At 70.1% G+C, this 16,250-nt stretch carries 16 protein-coding genes; 3 read left to right on the top strand and 13 right to left on the bottom strand.

The genetic code is table 11. The features are described from left to right. Positions 1 to 21 precede the first annotated feature (21 nt). From H5411_RS17845 to glmS, 5 genes are read right to left on the bottom strand one after another with little or no spacing between them, the layout of a single operon-like run. Positions 22 to 1,122, bottom strand: a complete 1,101-nt coding sequence (locus H5411_RS17845; RefSeq protein WP_183124369.1) for an ABC transporter ATP-binding protein — start codon at positions 1,120 to 1,122, stop codon at positions 22 to 24. Between the two features lie 3 nt (positions 1,123 to 1,125). Further along, a complete protein-coding gene (xylB, locus tag H5411_RS17840) occupies positions 1,126 to 2,559 on the bottom strand; it encodes a xylulokinase (RefSeq protein ID WP_183124368.1) in 1,434 nt (477 codons plus the stop codon). Beyond that, positions 2,549 to 3,373, bottom strand: coding sequence for a DeoR/GlpR family DNA-binding transcription regulator (locus H5411_RS17835; protein WP_183124367.1), 825 nt, complete (start codon positions 3,371 to 3,373; stop codon positions 2,549 to 2,551). Before H5411_RS17835 ends, xylB begins: the two co-directional genes overlap by 11 nt. Positions 3,374 to 3,423: 50 nt before the next feature. Next, entirely contained in the window at positions 3,424 to 4,866 is a 1,443-nt protein-coding gene (locus H5411_RS17830; protein ID WP_183124366.1) for an NAD(P)H-hydrate dehydratase, read from the bottom strand. 11 nt (positions 4,867 to 4,877) lie between these two features. Beyond that, on the bottom strand, positions 4,878 to 6,740 hold the full coding sequence (glmS, locus tag H5411_RS17825) for a glutamine--fructose-6-phosphate transaminase (isomerizing) (RefSeq protein WP_183124365.1): 1,863 nt from the start codon (positions 6,738 to 6,740) through the stop codon (positions 4,878 to 4,880). A gap of 194 nt (positions 6,741 to 6,934) precedes the next feature. Between glmS and H5411_RS17820 the strand changes: the two genes are divergently transcribed. Beyond that, positions 6,935 to 7,771 carry a poly(ethylene terephthalate) hydrolase family protein gene (locus tag H5411_RS17820; protein WP_183124364.1) on the top strand — a complete coding sequence of 279 codons (837 nt, stop codon included), beginning with the start codon at positions 6,935 to 6,937 and terminating at the stop codon, positions 7,769 to 7,771. On the opposite strand, the gene H5411_RS17815 is transcribed toward H5411_RS17820, so the two are convergent. The 6 genes from H5411_RS17815 to rplM form a co-directional block, all read right to left on the bottom strand. Next, positions 7,772 to 10,225 (bottom strand): WXG100 family type VII secretion target, encoded by a 2,454-nt coding sequence (locus tag H5411_RS17815; RefSeq protein WP_101435990.1) that lies wholly within the window; start codon positions 10,223 to 10,225, stop codon positions 7,772 to 7,774. 2 nt (positions 10,226 to 10,227) lie between these two features. Next, complete coding sequence (locus H5411_RS17810; RefSeq protein WP_101435991.1) at positions 10,228 to 10,545, bottom strand: hypothetical protein; 318 nt, start codon at positions 10,543 to 10,545, stop codon at positions 10,228 to 10,230. A gap of 27 nt (positions 10,546 to 10,572) precedes the next feature. After that, on the bottom strand, positions 10,573 to 11,013 hold the full coding sequence (locus H5411_RS17805; RefSeq protein ID WP_101435992.1) for a hypothetical protein: 441 nt from the start codon (positions 11,011 to 11,013) through the stop codon (positions 10,573 to 10,575). 79 nt (positions 11,014 to 11,092) lie between these two features. Then, positions 11,093 to 12,430, bottom strand: a complete 1,338-nt coding sequence (gene glmM, locus H5411_RS17800) for a phosphoglucosamine mutase (RefSeq protein ID WP_101435993.1) — start codon at positions 12,428 to 12,430, stop codon at positions 11,093 to 11,095. Between the two features lie 202 nt (positions 12,431 to 12,632). Next, a complete protein-coding gene (gene rpsI / locus H5411_RS17795) occupies positions 12,633 to 13,121 on the bottom strand; it encodes a 30S ribosomal protein S9 (protein WP_009072362.1) in 489 nt (162 codons plus the stop codon). An 11-nt stretch (positions 13,122 to 13,132) separates the two neighbouring features. Continuing rightward, positions 13,133 to 13,585 carry a 50S ribosomal protein L13 gene (gene rplM / locus H5411_RS17790; protein ID WP_009072361.1) on the bottom strand — a complete coding sequence of 151 codons (453 nt, stop codon included), beginning with the start codon at positions 13,583 to 13,585 and terminating at the stop codon, positions 13,133 to 13,135. Positions 13,586 to 13,839: 254 nt separating this feature from the next. Here rplM and H5411_RS17785 point away from each other — a divergent pair, with 254 nt between their 5' ends. Together H5411_RS17785 and H5411_RS17780 are read left to right on the top strand one after the other, a co-directional pair. Continuing rightward, complete coding sequence (locus H5411_RS17785; protein ID WP_167441907.1) at positions 13,840 to 14,745, top strand: hypothetical protein; 906 nt, start codon at positions 13,840 to 13,842, stop codon at positions 14,743 to 14,745. 52 nt (positions 14,746 to 14,797) lie between these two features. Next, complete coding sequence (locus H5411_RS17780; RefSeq protein WP_101435995.1) at positions 14,798 to 15,463, top strand: DUF4333 domain-containing protein; 666 nt, start codon at positions 14,798 to 14,800, stop codon at positions 15,461 to 15,463. An 85-nt stretch (positions 15,464 to 15,548) separates the two neighbouring features. On the opposite strand, the gene H5411_RS17775 is transcribed toward H5411_RS17780, so the two are convergent. Together H5411_RS17775 and H5411_RS17770 are read right to left on the bottom strand one after the other, a co-directional pair. Then, on the bottom strand, positions 15,549 to 15,839 hold the full coding sequence (locus H5411_RS17775; RefSeq protein WP_101435996.1) for a WXG100 family type VII secretion target: 291 nt from the start codon (positions 15,837 to 15,839) through the stop codon (positions 15,549 to 15,551). A 65-nt stretch (positions 15,840 to 15,904) separates the two neighbouring features. Further along, positions 15,905 to 16,228, bottom strand: a complete 324-nt coding sequence (locus tag H5411_RS17770) for a WXG100 family type VII secretion target (RefSeq protein ID WP_101435997.1) — start codon at positions 16,226 to 16,228, stop codon at positions 15,905 to 15,907. Between the last annotated feature and the right edge of the window lie 22 nt (positions 16,229 to 16,250).

Here is a 16,250-nt window from a genome sequence, read left to right as displayed (position 1 = left end):
CCAGTTTCCCACGTTATCGGCTCAGGAGAGACGCTGCCCGGAGGTACCGGAGAAGACGTGCAGCTCGTCCGGACGGATCCGCAGGTGCAGCGTGTCACCCATGGCGGGCGGCGTACGCGGGTCGACCCGGGCGACCACGTTGCGTGACGTGCCCTCAGCGGTCGCCTCGACGCCCGCGCCGAGCTTGCCGTACATGTACGCGTCCGAGCCCAGCTCCTCAACCAGCTCCACCTTGATCGGCAGCGCGCCCGCGGCGTCGGTGGTGACCTCCAGCGCCTCCGGACGGAAGCCGATGGTGACCGTGTCGCCGTCGGCCGCGGACCGGACCGAGGGGGTCAGCGGCACCTGCACGCCGCTGACCTCAGCACCGTCCGCGGTCAGTTTCGCGGTGACCAGGTTCATCGCCGGCGAGCCCATGAAGCCCGCGACGAAAACGTTCGCGGGCCGGTCGTACAGCGCGCGCGGGGTGTCGCACTGCTGCAGCAGACCGTCCGACAGCACCGCGACGCGGTCACCCATCGTCATGGCCTCGACCTGGTCGTGGGTCACGTACACGGTGGTGACGCCGAGCCGGCGCTGCAGCGCGGCGATCTGCGTACGGGTCGAGACGCGCAGCTTCGCGTCGAGGTTCGACAGCGGCTCGTCCATGAGGAACACCTGCGGCTCGCGCACGATCGCGCGGCCCATCGCGACGCGCTGCCGCTGACCGCCGGACAGCGCCTTCGGCTTGCGGTCCAGGTACTGCTCGATGTCCAGCAGCTTCGCCGCGTCGAGCACCTTCTGCTTGATCTCCGACGCGGGCCGACCGGCGATCTTCAGCGCGAAGCCCATGTTCTGCGCGACCGTCATGTGCGGGTACAGCGCGTAGTTCTGGAACACCATCGCGATGTCGCGCGAACGCGGCGGCAGCTGGGTGACGTCGCGGTCGCCGATCCAGACCGCGCCCTCGTCGATGTCCTCCAGGCCCGCGAGCATCCGCAGCGCGGTGGACTTGCCCGAGCCCGACGGCCCGACCAGCACGAGGAACTCGCCGTCGGCGATCTCCAGGTCCAGCGCGTCGACCGCGGGACGCTCGGTCCCGGAGTAGCGCCGGGTCGCCTTGTCGTAGGTGATGCTGGCCATCGGTCAGTCCTCTCCCAATTTCGCGGAAACCCCGTGCGCGGCCTCGCGCGCCTCGAGGTGGCGGTGCTGGATCTCGATGCCCGCGGCGCGCAGCGCCCCAGCCGGCTCGTCCAGCTCGAGCCGGTTTTCCGTTCCGTGCCACGTCGGCGGTTCCGCGGTGCCGGCCAGCGCCCACGCGGCCTGTCGAGCGGCACCCAGCGCGACGTACTCGCCGACCTCGGGAATCACGACGGGCAGGCCGAGCACGATCGGTGCGATCGCGCGCACCGCGGCGGACTGCGCGCCGCCGCCGATGAGCAGCACGCGCTTCACGGCCATGCCCTGTGCGCGCACCGCGTCGAGCCCGGCGGCCAACCCGCAGACCATGCCCTCGACGGTCGCCCGCGCGACGTTCTCGGGCGTCATGTTCGCCCTGGTCAGACCGTGCAGCGAACCGGTCGCGCCGGGCAGGTTCGGCGTGCGCTCGCCGTCCAGGTACGGCAGCAGCGTGAGCCCGCCCGCACCCGGTTCGGCGCTCAGCGCGAGCCGGTCGAATTCGGCCAGGTCCACCCCGAGCATCGCCGCGCCCGCGGTGAGCACGCGGGCGGCGTTGAGGGCGGCCGTCAGCGGAAGGAACCGGCCGGTGGCGTCGGCGAATCCGGCGACCAGGCCGCTCGCGTCCGCCGCGCCGGTCTCGGTGACGCCGAAAACCGTGCCACTGGTGCCGATCGAGATCACGGCGTCGCCCGGGGCCAGTTCGAGGGCGAGCGCGGCGGCCATGTTGTCGCCGGTGCCCGCGGACACGAGCATGCCGTCGCTGGTGTGCCCGGCGACGTCGGACGGGCCGAGCACGGTCGGCAGATCCGGGGTGCGTCCGCCGAACGCGTGCGCGAGGACGTCGTGCCGGTACGTGTTGTCCGTCGGCGAGAAATAGCCGGTGCCCGAGGCGTCGCCGCGATCGGTCACCGCGGTTTCCGGGCGGCCGAGCAGCCGCCAGGTGAGCCAGTCGTGCGGCAGCAGAACGCGGGCGACCCGGTCCGCGTTCTCCGGCTCGTGCTCGGCGAGCCAGCGGAGCTTGGTGACGGTGAAGCTGGCGACCGGCACCAGCCCGACCGACTTCGCCCACACGCCGGGTCCGCCCAGTTCTTCGGTGAGGTCTTGGGCCGCCTGCGCGGAGCGGGTGTCGTTCCACAGCAACGCCGGGCGCACTACCTCGCCGGCCTCGTCGAGCGTCACCATGCCGTGCTGCTGACCGCCGACGCCGATGGCCTTCACACCGTCGAGAACGTCGCGAGTGGCGTCCGCAAACGCTTGCGCCCACGCCGCGGGGTCGACCTCGGTGCCGTCCGGGTGCGGTGCCCGGCCGGTGCGCACGACCTCGCCCGTGCGTGCGTCGCAGACCACGACCTTGGTCGACTGGGTCGACGAATCGACCCCGGCCACCAGCTCAGCTGTCATAGGGCTGTCCCTCCTCGACGTACTCCGCGGCCTCGACCGCCGTTCCCTCGTTCAGCGCGGCCTCGATCTCCTCGGTCGGAGTGGCTTCGCTGGTGATCAGGAGGTCGTAATCGCCGACCGTGCCGTGCGCGTAGGTCGCGGTGCGGCCGAACTTCGAGTGGTCGAGCACCAGCACGTTGCGGTTCGCGGCGCGCAGCACGGCCTTCTTCAGCTCGGCGTAGTCGCGGACCGGGTGGAACAGCCTGCCCACCGCGACCGCGCTCACCGAGACGAACGCGATGTCCACGCGAACGCGCCCGAGCAACTCGAGGACATCGGGGCCGGAGCAGGAGTCGTACTCGGGGTCGTAACGACCACCGGCGAGCACCACCTCGACGCCGCTGCCCAGCAGCCGCGCGGCCTGCAGCGAGTTGGTGATCACGGTGAGGCGCTCGACCTGGGCCAGCCGCTCGACCAGCGGGAACAGCGTGGTGGAGTCGTCCACGAACACCGTCTGGCCGGGCTCGACCTGCTGGATCGCGAGGTCGGCGAGGGCTTCCTTCTCGGCCGAGTGCAGCGTGAACCGGCTGGCGGTCTCCATGGTGAGCGCCGGATACGCCTCGACCTTGCCCCGGAGCTTCCGCAGCAGCCGCTTGTCGGCGAGCTCGTCCAGGTCACGGTGCATCGTCATCAGGCTGACGCCGAACCGGGCGGTGAGGTCGTCGATCCGGACTTCCCCCTGGTCGATGACGTAGTCGAGGATCTCCTGCCGCCGCTGCTCCACCGCGGCGTCGGACGGGCGCGTCTTCGGCCGTCCTGGCGTGTCTCGACTCACATCTTGTTCTTACCAGATATCGCGAGCCGAGTTAACACGTAACTCGATAACTATGCGATCGCACGAACCAGCCGGAGCGCGGCGGGGATAGCGTCGACCAGACCGGACGCCGACGTCGGCACGTCCTCGGCGGCGAGCGCGCCCGCCAGTGAATGCACCTGCGCGGCGGCCGCGGCGGCCAGCCACGGGTCTAGTCCGGAGGCGAGCAGCGAGCCGATCAGGCCGGTCAGCACGTCGCCGGAGCCAGCGGTGGCCAGCCACGAACCGCGTGGGGTGTTCACCGCGACGCGACCGTCTGGAGCCGCGACGACCGTGCAGTGGCCTTTGAGCAGCACGACCGCGTCGTACTTCTTCGCCGCTTCCCGCGCCGCCGCGACTCGATCCGGGCCTGGGCGGCGGCCCATCAGCCGCTCGTACTCGCCGGCGTGCGGAGTGAGCACGAGCGGAGTGTCCGGGTCGCGGGCGTCGAGGACTTCGGGAGTGTGCGCGATGATCGTGGTGGCGTCGGCATCCGCGCACACCGGGACGCCCTGGCCGAGGATGTGCCGCAGAATTTCCCGGCCTTCCCCGCCGGTGCCGATGCCCGGGCCGACCACCCACGCCTGCACCCGCCCCGCGTCGGTGACCGAGCCGGTCGCGACGATCTCCGGCCAGCGGGAGCGCACGACGTCCGCGGCGTGTCCGGCGTAACGGACCATGCCCGCCGTCGCGCGAACCGCGGAACCGGACGCGAGCACCGCCGCACCCGGATACGTCGCCGATCCGGCCGCGATGCCGACGACACCCTGGGTGTATTTGTCGTCCTCCGGCCCGGGAATCGGCCACACCGCGGCGATGTCGGACAGTTCCAGCCGCCAAAGATCCGGCTCGTCCAGCCAGGGTCGCAGGCCGATGTCGACCAGCACAACGTCGCCGCATTCCTGCGGGGCCAGCACGTGCACGGGCTTCAGCGCACCGAACGTGACCGTGCGCGCGGCGGTGACGTGCGGACCGTCGACCGCGCCGGTGTCCGGATCGACACCGCTCGGCAGATCGACCGCCACCACGGGCGCTTCGATCCGCGCGACCAGCTCGGCCGCTTCCGGACGCAACGCGCCGCGGGCCGAAATGCCGACGATGCCGTCGACCACGACGTCCGCCTTTTCGATCCACTGTGGACCGTCCGCTATGGACACCACTCGGCCGCCGGATCGCCGCAGCGCAGCCAATCCGGCCGGGTGCGCCTTCTCCGGTTTCAGCAGCACCGCGGCTACCGCGACCCCGCGTCGACGCAGGAAAGCGCCGGCCCACAACGCATCGCCGCCGTTGTTGCCGGAACCGACCAGCAGCACGACCCGGCGACCGGATACGCCACCGGTGTTCTCGGCCAGCAACCCGGCCACCTCGGCAGCGAGGCCGAAGGAGGCCCGGCACATCAGCTCGCCGTCCGGCGTGCGCGCGAGCAGCAGGTCTTCCGCCGCGCGAATCCGTTCAGTAGTCCAGATTCCTTGCACGGCGGCTCCCGCTACTCGACAGTGACGGACTTCGCCAGGTTACGCGGCTTGTCGATGTCGTACCCGCGCGAACTGGCGATCTCCGCCGCCAGCACCTGCAGCGGCACGGTGGAAACCAGCGGCTGCAACAGCGTCGGCACGGCGGGCACCTCGATCAGCTCGTCGGCGAACGGGCGCACGGTCTCGTCGCCCTCCTCGGCGATCACGATCGTGCGCGCGCCCCGCGCCTGGATCTCGCTGATGTTCGACACCAGCTTCGAGTGCAGCACCGCGCGGCCCTTCGGCGACGGCATCACGACGACGACCGGCAGGCCCTCTTCGATCAGCGCGATCGGACCGTGCTTCAACTCGCCCGCCGCGAAGCCCTCCGCATGCATGTACGCGAGTTCCTTCAGCTTCAGCGCGCCTTCCAGCGCCACCGGGAACCCGACATGGCGGCCGAGGAACAGCACCGCGCGCGAATCGGAGATCCGCCGCGCGATCTCGCGCGTCGGCTCCACAGTGGACAGCACCTTCTGCACCGCGGCGGGCATGGCTTCCAGCTCGGCGAATTCGCGGGCGACCTCGTCCGGGTACTTGGTGCCGCGCGCCTGCGCCAGCGCGAGGCCGACGAGGTAGTTCGCGGCGATCTGCGCGAGGAACGCCTTGGTCGACGCGACCCCGATCTCCGGCCCGGCGTGCGTGTACAGCACCGCGTCGGATTCACGCGGGATCTGCGCGCCGTTGGTGTTGCAGACCGCCAGAACGCGGGCCTTCTGCTCGCGCGCGTGCCGCACGGCCTCGAGGGTGTCCGCGGTCTCGCCGGACTGGGAGACCGCGACGACGAGCGTGTCGCGGTCGAGAACCGGGTCGCGGTAACGGAACTCCGACGCCAGCTCCACCTCGACCGGAAGCCGGCACCAGTGCTCGATGGCGTATTTGGCGACGAGACCGGAGTGGTAAGCCGAACCGCAGGCGACGACGAAGACCTTGTCGACGTCGCGCAGGTCCTGGTCGGAAATGCGCTGCTCGTCGAGGATGATCCGGCCGGCCTCGAAGTGCCCGCGCAGCGTGTTCGCCAGCGCCTCCGGCTGCTCCTCGATCTCCTTGAGCATGAAGTACTCGTGGCCGCCCTTCTCGGCGGCCGACAGGTCCCAGTCGACGGTGAACGGCTTGGCCTGCGCGGCGTCGCCGTGGAAGTCGGTGACCTGGTAGCCGTCGCGGGTGATGACGACCAGCTGGTCCTGGCCCAGTTCGACGGCCTCGCGGGTGTGCTCGATGAACGCCGCGACGTCGGAGGCGACGAAGTGCTCGCCCTCGCCGACCCCGACCACCAGCGGCGACGACCGGCGCGCGGCGACGATCGTGTCCGGCTCGTCCGCGTGCGTCACGACGAGCGTGAACGCGCCCTCCAGCCGGCGGCAGACCGCGGCGACGCTGGCCGGCAGGTCGCCCTTGGTCTCGCCCTCGGAGTAAGCGAGGGAGACCAGGTGAGCGGCGGTTTCGGTGTCGGTGTCGCTGGCCATCTCGATGCCCGCGGCCTCGAGCTCGGCGCGCAACGCGGCGAAGTTCTCGATGATCCCGTTGTGCACCACCGCGACGCGGCCGGTGGTGTCCCGGTGCGGATGCGAGTTGCGGTCGATCGGAGCCCCGTGCGTGGCCCAGCGGGTGTGGCCCATGCCCGCGGTCCCCGCGAACGCGTCGCGGCCGACCTCGTCGAGCCGGGCTTCCAGGTTGGCCAGACGGCCGGCCTTGCGCTCGACGGTCAGCGCACCGGCGCCGTCCAGCACCGCGACGCCCGCCGAGTCGTAGCCCCGGTACTCCATGCGGCGGAGCCCACCGAGCACGACGTCCAAAGCCGGGCGGTGTCCGACGTATCCCACGATTCCACACACGCGAACTAGCGTAACGAGACAAGTCCAGTCCCCTACTCCGGTCCCTAGAGCGGGGTTTTCACTGCCGCTGAGCTGGGCGAGCTGTCTCCCGGACAACCGTTGACCGGGTCGGCGCGCAGTGTGGCGGCGGACCCCTGAACCGATCGGGGTGGCGCACCGGGCCGGGGCGGGGCGCGGGCAGTAAGGTCAGCCGCATGGCCAGCAAGCCCAAGCAGCTGCTCACGGAGCTGTCCCACCCGGGACCCCACGAGGTCGTGCGCGGCAACCTCGCCCTGGTCGGACTGCCCGGCGTCGTGTTCACCCCGCGCCAAGGCCTCGGCCTGCCCGCCATCGCGTTCGGGCACGGCTGGATGCAGCCCGCCACGCGCTACCGGCAGCTGCTGCACCACCTCGCGAGCTGGGGCGTGGTCGCCGCGGCCCCCGCGACCCAGCTCGGCCCGCTGCCGTCGCACCGCCTGCTGGCCGGTGACCTGCTGACCACGCTCGACATCATCACCACAGTCCGCCTCGGCCCGGACGGCATCAGCGTCGACCCGGAGAAACTGGGCCTGGCCGGCCACTCCACCGGCGGCGGTTCGGCCGTGCTGGCAGCCGCCCAGGCCGCCGGAGCAGGCGACGAAGCCCGCCCGAAGGTCCGCGCAGTGGCGACAGTGGCCGCGGCACAGACCTTCCCGCCCGCGACGGACGCCGCGAAGGTGATCAGCGCCCCCGGCCTGCACCTGGCAGTGGACGGCGACCTGGTCGCACCAGCGGTCGGCCACGCGGACGCGATCGCCCAGGCATGGGCCGGTCCGGTGCAACTGCGGACGCTGGCGAAGTCGTCCCATCTGGCGGTGACGGAGGGCCGGCACTGGAGCCAGCTGCTGCTGCAGGGCAAACCGCAGCGCGCGACTCAGCAGCTGACGAAGGCCCTGTTCACGGCGTTCTTCCTGACGCATTTGACGGGTACGGAGAAGTACCTGCCACTGCTGGACGCGAACGTGAAGCGGGCGCCGATCGAGGTTCCGGAGGACGAGGAACCGGCTGCCTGATCAGCGCCGCCCCTCGTCCTCCTCAGACAGCGATCCGCTGATCCGGCTGCCGCCCGGCGCGGTGCCGAACAAGCCGCCGTCGGCCCGGTAACCGCTGGTCCCGCGCTCCTGGTCGCCGGAATTGCCTTGTCCGCCGCCCATCATCGGGCCGCCCATCATGCCCATCGACTGGTCGTGCTGCTGATCGGTGGTGGTCGGCGCGGTGCCGAGTTCGGCCGGGTGTTCCGCTCCGCCCTGCTCCCATCCAGCCGGAACCGCCGAATCCCCGTGTCCGGGACCAGCCGGAACGTGGCCCAGCCCGGGATCGCTGCTGAACGGGTCCAGCACCGACTGCGCGGTGGTCGACTCGTCCGGGCCGCTCGCCGCGGGCGTTCCGTATGCCGGAGTCGCGTCTGCCTGCGCCGCGACCGGCTGGGCATAGTGCCGTCCCGTCTGCTCTCCAGCGGACTGATCGTGCCCGTCGGCTGCTGCCGATTGCCCGGTCGTCGAGTGCTCTTGCGTCGCGGCAGCGTGCTCGGCGACCGGCTGGGCATGTCCAGCAGCGCCAGCGTCCGCCACGACCTGCTGACCTTCGCGGATGTGCTCCGCGGGCAGTTCAGTGGCAGGCGCGGCCGGGCTCGCGGCACCGCCGCCGTGCTGCTGAGCGGTCAATCCGTCGACCGGCCGTCCGGTCGCCGGGTCGATCTTCCCGTGGTCGTCGAGCGTGTACTTCGTCGGCTCACCGGATCCGTCGTCCACCGTCACCACGGTCGGACCGTCCGGCCCGCTCGGGCGCTCAGCCGTGATCTTGAGGTTGCCGTCCTCGATGTGGATCTTTCCGTCCGGGCCAGGGCGGTGCACCTGGTTCGGATCCGTCGTCGGAGCCGTGCCGTCCGGCTGTTTGTGGACCGGGCCGCCGGGTGCATCGTGCGGCTTCGCTGCCGGGCCTTGGCCGTCGTGTGCGGGCTGCGCCGACCCGTCGTGCGGACGAGCAGCCGAGTCCGCTTGCGCCGCGCCAGCGCCGGTTCCAGGGGCCTTGTCGGCCTGGTCTGCCTGGTCGCCGAAATCGAGCTGGTACGCCTTGTCGTGCCCGGACCCGTCGCCGACCGAGACCGCCATCTTCCCGTGGTCGTCCGGCTCCGACATGGTGATCTTGTGCTCGCCGTGCTGGACCGTGACGGTGTCCGGCGCTTCGCGCTCGGTCTTGACCGCTTCACCGGTTCGCGGGTCGATCGGGTACGGCTGCCCGGTCGACGGATCCACCTCGAGCGGCTTGTGCGTGACCGGATTCTGGTTCGGATCGGGCTGCGCGGGCGGGGTCGGTGTCGGGGTGGGGGCCGGTGTCTGTGCTGGGGCCGGGGTCGGGCCGACCTGCGGAGGAACCGTGGCCTGCTGCGGTTTTGTATCGCCGCCGCCCCCGTTGGACGGCGGTTTGCCGTCCCCGCCGTCGTTCCGGCCGGACGGTCCCTTGTCATGCCCGCCGCTGCCGCTGTCGGCACCGAGCTGCAGGCGGCCGAACGGATCGGTCGGCACGTTCAGCCCATCGGAAAACGCGCGAAGGGCGTTCGTCGCCGCTGTGTGCGCGTTGCGGATGTACTGCCGGAAGCAGTCCATCGCGTCCGAGTACTGCTGGCAGTACTCGTCCATCTGACGGCAGAACATGTCGGACCACTTGGAGTCGTAACCGGTGTCCAGGTCCACCGACATGCTCCGGATGTCCTGCGCGTTGATCGGGCCAGTGCCGGAGCTCTCGCTCCGCGCAACTTCAGACGGCCCACGTGGATTGACATATGCATCGAAGCTGGTCGCAAACTGCCAGCCCACCGAATCCTGACGGCCCCATTTGATCGCCTCGTCGAGCCGGTCCATGAACATCAGCAGCCCGTCGGTGTCCTCGGGCTTGTGCGCGTCCAGGAACTTCTTGGGCGCCTGTCCGCCGTTTTCGGGCAGCTGTCCCAAATCGAGGATCGGCTTGCGCACCGTCTGCCACAACTGCTGAAGCAGCTGGCTGAAACCGTTGACCGTGCCGAGGTATTCGCCGGAGGCCTTGCTGAAATCGTCCAGCTTCTCGGCGGCCGAATCGGCGGCCTTGCCCTGCCAGGCGGCGGTGAGGCTCTGCTTGACCTGAGCGGTGTCGTCCTGCGCGGCTTTCGCCGCCTTGCCGAGGTTCGCCGCGCGTTCCTGCGCGCCCCAGAAATAGCCGAAGCCGAACCCGCCGAGTTCGTTCAGCATCCGGTTCTCTTCGTCCCCCTGGCCGTACGGCGGGGAGAACCGCAGCCCGAGGTTTCGCGACGGATGCTGGATCCACCTCGTGTACGGCTGCACGAGTTTGCCGGTCATCTTCTCCCGGAAACCGGCCAGCGGCTTGAGAATGTTGTCGGACGTGTCGTCGAGATGGACGTCCGCGGGAGGCTGCAGCGGGGCGATGATCGTGTCGCCGAGACGACCGGCGCCCTGGTCCGCCGGAGGAGTCACGGTCAGGCTCCCTTGCCGGCGTTCGTGACGCCCCAAGCGTTCTCTTGCTCGTTCTCGCTGTGCAAGGTCACCGAGGTGTTGAGCCGTTCCGCGAAGCCGCCGAGAAACGTGCTGCCCTTCGCCGCGGAGTCGCCGAGTGCCTGCATCTTCGCCACATACGCGCCCGCGGCCTCGGACAGGCCGGGAATCTTGCCGAAGTGCCCTGGGGCCAGCTGGGACTGCGCGGTGTAAGTCTTGATCTCCTTGAACGACGTGCTCATGGTCGAGACGTCGTTCGCCACCTTTGTGACCTGGTCCGGCTCAATGTGGAATTTCGCCATCGTCGCCCTCTCCCCTCGCGCCCGCGGCTACTCTGCGTCAATCCAGTTGGTGGCCGAGAAGTCGTCGTCCTCCCATGCCCGGTGCCGGGCCGCCGAGGCAGGCGGAGGAGGCGGTGCGGCTGGCGCCGGCGCGACCGGTTCGGTGTCGTCCTCGACCCGGAACATCGCGGCGGCCGCGTCGTCCTCGGCGACCTGCTTGGCAACCCGCTGGGCTGTCCGTTCTGCCTGTTCCGACGCGGCGCGGTCTTCCTCGGTTCCCTCGGCGGCGGCAGCGATCGCGGCCTCGCGGTCGGCTTGCGACTGCGCGTCCTGGGCGCGATGTTCCTCGAGAAGCTTCGCGAACGCGGCCTGCCTGGCCTCGTCATCGGCGATCGCGCGCTCGTGGTCGGCGCTGTACTGTGCGCGGACTTCCTCCATCGCCGCCAAGCTTCTGGCGAAATGCGGAGGCACCTCACTCTGGTCGTACATCGCCCCTCCCCGGTAGATCCCGCATTGCGGAATGTACCTGCCGGATCATTGGTGGCGCAGAGTATTCACCAGATTTCGGTCAGGAGACCGCGGACACCACCCCGGCCAGCCGGTCCGCCGCCGCCTGGGCGGTCGCGTGGGCCGGGGCCTCCACCATCACCCGCACCAGCTGCTCGGTGCCCGAGGGGCGCAGCAGGACCCGGCCTTCCTCGCCGAGTTCGGCTTCGACCTCGCCTACCGCGTCGCGGACTTCGGCCGAGCCTGCCACCGCTGCCTTGTCCGCGACCGGGACGTTGACCAGCACCTGCGGCAGCCGGTTCATCACCGCGGCCAGTTCGGCCAGCGGCTTGCCCGTGGCGGCCATCCGGGCCATCAGCCGCAGTGCGGTCAGGAGGCCGTCGCCGGTCGTGGCGTGGGCGGGGAGGACCACGTGGCCGGACTGTTCGCCGCCGAGGGCCAGGCCTGAGGCGCGCAGTTCCTCCAGCACGTAGCGGTCACCCACCGCAGTCGTGACGACCGAGATGCCGTGTGCCTTCATCGCCAGGTGCAGGCCGAGGTTGCTCATCACGGTGGCGACCAGGGTGTCCTTCACCAGCGCGCCCTCTTCGGCCAGCGCCAGGGCCAGGACGGCCATGATCTGGTCGCCGTCCACCAGCTCGCCGGCCGCGTCGACGGCCACGCAGCGGTCGGCGTCTCCGTCGTGGCCGATGCCGAGGTCGGCACCGTGTTCGACGACTGCCGCGCGCAGCAAGTCCGGGTGGTTTGAGCCACAGCTGTCGTTGATGTTGATGCCGTCCGGCTCCGCGTGCAGGGCCACGACCTCGGCTCCGGCCCGGCGGTACGCCTCCGGGGCGGCTACGGACGACGCGCCGTTCGCGCAGTCCACCACGACCTTCAGGCCGGTCAGCGGATGCGGCGTCGCGGCGACCAGGTGCTCGATGTACTTGTCGAGGGCGTCCGGGACGTCCGTCACCCGGCCGACGCCGTCGCCGGTCGGGCGGGTGACGCTCGTCGCGTCGAGGCCGCGTTCGATCTCGTCCTCGATGCTGTCCGGCAGTTTGTGCCCGCCGGCGGCGAAGAGCTTGATGCCGTTGTCCGGCATGGGGTTGTGCGAGGCGGAGATCATCACGCCGAGGTCCGCGTCGAGCGCACCGACGAGGTACGCGACGGCGGGAGTCGGCAGCACGCCGAGCCGCAGGACGTCCGCACCGGCCGACGCGAGGCCCGCCACCACGGCGGCCTCCAGCATCTCGCCGCTGGCGCGCGGGTCGCGGCCGACGACGGCCACCGGACGGTGCGAACGGTCGTGCGCCGCCAGCACCCGGGCGGCGCTCGCCGCGACCGAGAGGGCCAGCTCCGGGGACAGGTCGGCATTGGCCAGACCGCGTACCCCGTCGGTGCCGAACAGTCGAGCCATCTCGACCTCCTTGTCTAGATCCACCAGCCTCGGGGCGCGCCGGCCCTCGACAAACCTAGCGCCGGACCCGGCAAGGGCGATCCCCTGCCCTACCCCAAGACAGTCGTGCCAGCGGCGGAAAACGCATCACCTGCCCGCAAACGCCGGAAGCGCCCATCCGATGGACGGATGGGCGCTTCCAGGGTTGCGCCAGGCGCGAAAATCAGCGCTTGGAGTACTGCGGGGCCTTGCGGGCCTTCTTGAGGCCGTACTTCTTCCGCTCCGTGGCGCGCGCGTCACGGGTCAGGAAGCCGGCCTTCTTCAGGGCCGGACGGTCGTCGGCGTCGACCTCGACCAGCGCACGGGCGATGGCGAGACGCAGCGCGCCCGCCTGGCCCGAGATCCCGCCGCCCTTGAGGTTGGCGAAGATGTCGAAGGAGTCCGGCTTCTCGACGGTCACGAGCGGCTCGCGGATGAGCTGCTGGTGGACCTTGTTCGGGAAGTACTGCTCGAGCGACTTGCCGTTGAGCTTGAACTCACCGGTACCCGGCACGACGCGGACGCGGACCACGGCCTCCTTGCGGCGGCCGACCGTCTGCGCGTTGCCGCCGGCGGCCCGCGAGGGACGCGGAGCGGCGGCGGACTCGCTGGTCGCCACGGCCTCGGCGGGGGTCTCGGTCGAAGCGACGACCTCGGTCTCGGTGCTGGTCAACTGTTCCTCACTCACTGCGCGACCTGCGCGATCTTGGTGATCTCGCGCGCCTGCGGCTGCTGCGCGGCGTGCGGGTGCTGCGGGCCGGCGTACACCTTCAGCTTCTTGGCCATGGCGCGGCCGAGCTTGTTCTTCGGCAGCATGCCCTTGACCACCTTCTCCACGAGGTGCTCGGGCTTGGTGTCGAGCAGCTCGCCGAAGGAGCGCTTCCGCAGACCGCCGGGGTAACCGCTGTGCCGGTACGCGAACTTCTGCTCGCGCTTGTTACCGGTGAGAGCGACCTTCTCGGCGTTGACGATGATGACGAAGTCACCGGTGTCCACGTGCGGGGCGTAGGTCGGCTTGTGCTTGCCGCGCAGCAGCGTGGCGACCTCGGTCGCGAGCCGTCCGAGCACGACATCCTCGGCGTCGATCACGTGCCAGGCACGAGTGACGTCGCCGGGCTTGGGGCTGTACGTGGGCAAGGGTCTACCTCGTCGTCATTGCGTGTGGGTAATGTGCGGGCCGAGCGCTGACGCGCCGCAACGCACAACGACATATGAAGATACCCCTGTGGTCCCTCTGCTCTGCAGCGGGGGGTGCGAAGGCGCCTCGTCGGCCGGTCGCAGCTTACCCGACCAGCGGCCGGGAACCACCATCCCGCCCCGCGCGACGCGCCGGGATGAGACGATTCGCCACGCGCATCCGCGCGAGCACGACGAGCACCTGGGGACCGCAGTTGAAGACACGAGCGTGGACGACCCGAGCCGCACGCACGGCAGGAGCCGTCGCCGCCGTGCTGGCACTCGCGACGGCGTGCGGGCAGGCCCGCGCCGGCACCGCGCTGCCCGACGGCGACCAGGCCGCCGCGTACGTCGGCGCGAAGTTCGAGAAGGCCATGTCGAAGCTCGGCGACACGATCGTCGAGCCGCGCAATGTGACCAACTCCGCGGACCGGTACTTCAAGTTCGACGACAAGTACCTGCACAACATCGTCACCTCCGCGCGCACTGGCAGCCCCGAGAGCCGCATCGTGCACAACCGGTCGCAGAAGAACCCCAACGAGTTCCTCGACTCGTTCACCCCGGCCGAGGGCGCCGTCGAGTACCTCTACCTCGGCCCGGCCTACAAATCGCTCGCGCCGACGCCGTGGGTGTCGATGCCCAAACCGGAGGCCGGGCTCATCCAGCCGTGCGCGTGGGCCGGGGTGCAGATCGCGTGCAAGATGGGCGACGCGGTCGACAGCGCGTACAAGGCGGACAAGAAAGCGCTGCGCGGCGCGAAGAGCTCCGCGGACGGCACCGAGCAGCTGACCGTGAACGTGCCGTTCCCGATCTTCCTCGACCGGCGCGTCGAGCTCCTGCCGGACAAGGTGGTCAACCAGGTCGGCCCGGAACTGCGCAAGGCCGTCATCCCGAGCACGATCACGCTCAAGCCGGACGGTTCGCTCGCCGAGTTCACGATGGCGGCCAAGTTCGAGGGCGACGGGCACAAGGTCGAACTGCGCTACGACTTCAAGTTCACCGGCGAGGCCACCTCCTCGGACCTGCCGACGGTGCCGGACGCCTCGCAGGTCACCGTCCTCGCGGACGACGCGGCCAAACAGGACTTCTACCGCAGGCTCGGCGAACTGCAGGGGCGCTGATGCGCACCCTTCCGCCGACCCCCGCGCCGACCGATCCCCGAGGTGACCTCCGATGACCCAGCCTCCCGACCAGCACCCTCATGGCCAGCCGCAGTGGTGGCAGCCGGGGCCGAACGCGCCGCAGCAGCCGGGTTATCCGTCCCATGTGGACGGATCCGGCGGCCAGTGGGCGCAACCTCCGGCGCCGCAGCCGTTTCCGCCGCCGCAGTATCCGCAACAGGGGTATCCGGCCCAGCCCTACGGTCAGCCGCAGAGCCAGCCGACGCCCGTTCAGCCGTACGGCGGGCCCGGGCAAGCGCAGGGCCAGCCGGGACCGCAGCCGTCCGGAAGTCCTTACGGCGGCGGATTCCAGCCGTCCGAATACGGCGGGCTCGGCGCGTTTTCCTCGGCGAAGCCAGGAAAACCGCGGTCGAAGAAACCGTTCCTGATCGCCGGGGCCGTCGTCGTGGTGCTGGCCGCCGCGGCCGGGATCTCGTGGGCGACCGGAGTGTTCAGCGGGGACACCCTCGACCAGAAGTCGTTGCAGGAGGGCGTTTCCCGGGTGCTCAACGAGAACTACGGCGAGCCGGACGTGAAGAACGTCGCGTGCCCGTCGGGCCAGGCGATCGAGAACGGCACCACCTTCGACTGCACGGTGCAGGTCGGCGGGCAGCCGAAGAAGGTGACCGTGCGCGTGCTCAACGACAAGCCGGAATATTCCGTCGGCGCTCCGCACTGATCAGCCCGCGAAAGCCTTTCCGGGCAACGAAAACGGCGGGCCGGCACCCGAAGGCGCCCGGCCCGCCGTGGTTTCGGAGCTTGGCTCAGAACAGGTTCTGCACCGAGCGGTCCGTCGCCGTGTAGCCGTCCGCGATCTGCGGCAGCACGGCGGCGATCTGCGCCAGCAGCTGAGTGAACTCCTCGAACTTCTGGTTCCACTCGTTCTGGGCCTGGTGGTACTGGTCCTTCGCTTCACCGGTCCAGCTGTTGGTCAGCGGGCTGAGGTCACTCTGCAGGTTGTCGAAGAGGGTCTTCAGCTCGCCGCCGGTGGCGGTGCAGTCCTCCGCGGCGCGGTGGATGGTACCCGGATCAACAACAATGCGGCCGTCAGGCATGTCGAACTCCTGTCAGAAGAAAGAATGAAAGAGGAAGGCGAATCTGGAACGGAAAAAGAACTGGATCAGCCGAGAACGCCGAAGCCCTTGTTCAGCGAGCTGATGTGCTCGTGCTGGGCCGCCTCGCTCTTGGCGTAGGTGGAACCCGCTTCCTGGAGCAGCTCACCGATGCGGTGCAGCGCGTCGTTCAGGCCGCGACCACAGTCGTCAAAGCGGCGCATGACGTTGTCGAAGGCGCGCTGGGCGTCGCCTTCCCAGCCCGCGCGGGTCGCTTCGATGTTGGAGCGCAGGTCGCTCAGGTTCTTGTTCATCCGGCTGGTCGCGTCGACGACGCGCCCCTCCGCCGCGGTGAATTCCTTCGGATCCCCAGTGAAACCGCCAGCAGCCATTGGGAGCTACCCCCTTCGTGAG

This window comes from Amycolatopsis echigonensis, from assembly GCF_014174495.1.
Classification (GTDB): domain Bacteria; phylum Actinomycetota; class Actinomycetes; order Mycobacteriales; family Pseudonocardiaceae; genus Amycolatopsis; species Amycolatopsis echigonensis.
Note: the sequence above shows the minus strand (reverse complement) of the source record. Positions and strands in the feature narration are given on the sequence as shown.